Here is a 3207-nt window from a genome sequence, read left to right on the forward strand (position 1 = left end):
GAGCCTCTCACGGGGGGCGCGGGCCGCGGGGCGGGCGCCGGGGAGCGGGCGCCCGCGCGCGCGCCGGGCGGGGCGGGGCGGGGGCCGGCCCCCCCCCCCCCCCCCTCGGTGTTCCGCGGCCCGGCCGGGCCCGGAGGTCAGTCCTGCGGCGTGTAGTACGAGACCAGCTCGGCCACGCCCGGCTCGACGCCCTTCCACGAGCCGCCGAAGCTGAGCACCGCGACCGCCGCCGTCGGGAAGCCGCCCAGGCGCAGCCGCTCCAGCGCGTCCGGGTCGCCCGCGTCCCCGGCGAGCACCTGGGTCAGGCCCAGCACCCCGGGGTTGTGGCCGACCAGCACCACGTCCGCGTACTCCTCCGGGGTCTCCTGGAGGACGGCGATGATCTCGCCCGGGCTGGCCTCGTAGATCCGGTCCTCGTACACCGTCCGGCGGGCCCGCTTGGGCAGCTCGTGCGCCGCCAGCTTCCAGGTCTCACGGGTGCGCAGGGCGGTGGAGCAGAGCACGAAGTCGGGGTTGATGCCGGAGTCGACCAGCCAGCGGCCGGCGTCCGGGGCCTGGTGACGGCCCCGGTCGGCCAGCGGCCGCTCGTGGTCGTCCACGCCGTTCGGCCAGTCGGCCTTGGCGTGGCGGAGAACGATGATCCTGCGGGGCGTGTCGGCGCTCATACCCAGCAAGCTTGGCAGAAAAGCGGGCCGGGGGCGCGATGCTCCCGGTTGCCGCCACTCCCCGGGGTGGCGGGTGCCATCATGCCCCGTCGGCCGGGTGTCACCGGGAGTGCGGCGGCGCTACGGGCGGCGGTCAACCGATCTGGGCGGCGACGGTCGCGATGATCGCCACCAGCACCACGATGCCGCCGAAGAGGAGGGCGATGCGGCCGAGCTGCTTGCGGCCGTCGGTGGGGTTCGGGTCGAGAACGGGCATGTCGGGATTCTCCCACCCCGAACACGCCCGTCCACGGCGGGCCCCACCGCCTTGGCCAGGCCTTGACCTTCCCGGTCAGGCCTTGACCCGCGCGGCGGGCAGGACGGCCTCGTCCTCGATGTGCCGGGCCTGGGCGGCGCGCAGGCCGAACAGCATCTGCGGCACCAGCAGCAGGGCCAGGAAGCCCAGCGGCCAGTACCACTCACCGGTGACGTCGTAGATCCGGCCGATCAGGATCGGGCCCGGGACGGAGATCAGGTAGCCGAGCCCCTGGGCGAAGACGGACAGCTGGGCCACCCCGCCGGCCGTCCGGGCACGCAGCCCGATCATGGTCAGCACCAGCGGGAAGGCGCAGTTGGACAGGCCCACCAGCACGGCCCACACCCACGGCGCCCCGGCCGGGGCGAGCGCCAGCCCGGAGTACCCGGCGATGCCGCAGCAGGCCAGCAGCACCACGAAGATCCGCTGGTCACCGCGCCGGGCGGCCAGGTTGGGCAGCACGAAGGAGACCGGCACGCCGATCACCATGGTGACCGCGAGCAGCACCCCGGAGGTGCCCTTGTCGATGCCGGAGTCCTGGAAGATCTTCGGCAGCCAGCCCATCACCACGTAGGCGCCGGTGGCCTGGAGGCCGAAGAAGCAGGCCATCGCCCAGGCCGTGCGGCTGCGGGTGATCGGCAGCCTGGCGGGGGCGGCGGCGCCGCCGGCCCGCTCGCCGCGCTCGCGCTTGGCGATCAGCAGCGGCAGCCAGAGCAGCAGGGCGAGCGCCCCCAGGGCGGCCCAGCTGCCCAGGCCGTAACGCCAGTCGCCGCCGAGCGAGCTGGTCAGCGGCACGCTGACCAGGGCGGCCAGCGCGGTGCCCGCGGACAGCGCCATGGAGTACAGGCCGATCATCGGACCGACCTTCTCCGGGAAGTACCGCTTGATGACCACCGGCAGCAGCACGTTGGAGACCGCCACCCCGGCCAGGGCGAGCGCGGTGAACAGCAGGAACACCGCCGTACCGCCGGCGAAGGAGCGGGCCAGCACGCCCGCCGTGATGGCGGCCATGCCGGCCGTGATCACGGCGATCGGGCCGATCCGGCGGGCCGCGCTCGGAGCGGCGAGGCCGAACAGCGCGAAGCACAGCGAGGGGACGGCGGTCAGCAGCCCGGCGAGCGTCGGGTTCATCCCGAGGTCGTCGCGGACCTGGTCGAGCAGCGGCCCGAGGCTGGTGACCACGGGGCGCAGGTTGAAGGCGGCGGCGGCGATCGCGACGGCGAACAGCACGCCGAGGTACTTGCCGGGGACGGACGGCCGCTCGGTCTGCGGCCGCTCTCCGCTCCGTGGGGAGGAGGTGGTGGTGGTGTCTGCTGCGGGAGGCATGGGCGCCATCATAGAATGATGGGATGAATTGATGCACCTCGGAATTGGCATGATGTCCCGACCCGTTCGTCCATCAGCCACTTTCCCCCCACGGCCCACCCAACCCCGTAGTCGCTAGGAGTCCCCGTGGCGCTGTCCTCGCCGAGGCGCACCCCGTTGTCCGACCAGGTGATCGCGCAGCTGCGCGCCCAGATCACCTCCGGGGAGTGGCCCGTCGGCTCGCGCATCCCCACCGAGGCCGCCCTGGTCGAGCAGCTGGGGGTGGCCCGCAACACCGTCCGGGAGGCCGTCCGGGCCCTCGCCCACAACGGGCTGCTCGACATCCGCCAGGGCTCCGGCACGTACGTCCTGGCCACCAGCGAGCTGGCCGGGGTGATGCACCGCCGCTTCGCCGACGCCGACCAGGGGCAGGTCGCCGAGCTCCGGGCGGCGCTGGAGACCTCCGCCGCCGGCCTGGCCGCCGCCCGCCGCACCGAGCGCGACCTCGGCCTGCTGGACGCCGCGCTCGAACGGCGCGAGGCCGCCTGGCACTCCGGCGACGCCGAGGACTTTGTCCAGGCCGACGCCGCCTTCCACCACGCCGTGGTGGCCGCCGCCCACAACGACGTGCTGCTGGCCGTCTACTCCGACCTCGGCGAGGTCACCCGCGAGCACCTGCGCAACGACGTCGGCCCCGAGCTGATCGCCGAGCGCTACATCGGCCACCACACCATCCGGGACGCCATCCGGGACGGCGACCCCCAGCGCGCCTCGGTCGAGGCCGGCCGCGCCATCGGCGCCTGCGCGACCGCCGACGCGTAGGCGCGCCCCCGGCGCCCCCGGCGCCCCCGCAACGGAAACGGGGGCCGGCCCCCGCCCCCCCCGCGCGGGGGGGGGGGAGGGGGGGGGAGCCCGCGGGGGGGGGGCCCCCGCCGCGCGCAG

At 75.1% G+C, this 3207-nt stretch carries 4 protein-coding genes; 1 reads left to right on the forward strand and 3 read right to left on the reverse strand.

Annotation, left to right across the window (positions count from 1 at the left end; translation table 11 throughout):
• Nucleotides 1–137 precede the first annotated feature (137 nt).
• From ACFWXO_RS39950 to ACFWXO_RS39960, 3 genes are all read right to left on the reverse strand, one after another.
• Complete coding sequence (locus ACFWXO_RS39950) at nt 138–665, reverse strand: histidine phosphatase family protein (protein WP_375893899.1); 528 nt, start codon at nt 663–665, stop codon at nt 138–140.
• 133 nt (nt 666–798) lie between these two features.
• Nucleotides 799–921 (reverse strand): SGM_5486 family transporter-associated protein, encoded by a 123-nt coding sequence (locus ACFWXO_RS39955; protein WP_375893902.1) that lies wholly within the window; start codon nt 919–921, stop codon nt 799–801.
• A 75-nt stretch (nt 922–996) separates the two neighbouring features.
• On the reverse strand, nt 997–2286 hold the full coding sequence (locus ACFWXO_RS39960; RefSeq protein WP_380530834.1) for a CynX/NimT family MFS transporter: 1290 nt from the start codon (nt 2284–2286) through the stop codon (nt 997–999).
• Between the two features lie 126 nt (nt 2287–2412).
• On the opposite strand from ACFWXO_RS39960, the gene ACFWXO_RS39965 reads away from it, so the two are divergent.
• The gene (locus tag ACFWXO_RS39965; RefSeq protein WP_375893905.1) at nt 2413–3087 is read left to right on the forward strand and encodes a FadR/GntR family transcriptional regulator; all 675 of its coding nucleotides are present in this window, start codon (nt 2413–2415) and stop codon (nt 3085–3087) included.
• The last annotated feature ends 120 nt before the right edge of the window (nt 3088–3207 follow it).

The sequence above is a fragment of the Kitasatospora sp. NPDC059088 genome (assembly GCF_042738155.1).
GTDB lineage: Bacteria > Actinomycetota > Actinomycetes > Streptomycetales > Streptomycetaceae > Kitasatospora.

Excerpts from the sequence above, each read along its gene's own strand:
- ACFWXO_RS39950 (WP_375893899.1), bottom strand. The coding sequence starts at position 665 with ATGAGCGCCGACACGCCCCGCAGGATCATCGTTCTCCGCCACGCCAAG.
- ACFWXO_RS39955 (WP_375893902.1), bottom strand. The coding sequence starts at position 921 with ATGCCCGTTCTCGACCCGAACCCCACCGACGGCCGCAAGCAGCTCGGC.
- ACFWXO_RS39960 (WP_380530834.1), bottom strand. The coding sequence starts at position 2,286 with ATGCCTCCCGCAGCAGACACCACCACCACCTCCTCCCCACGGAGCGGA.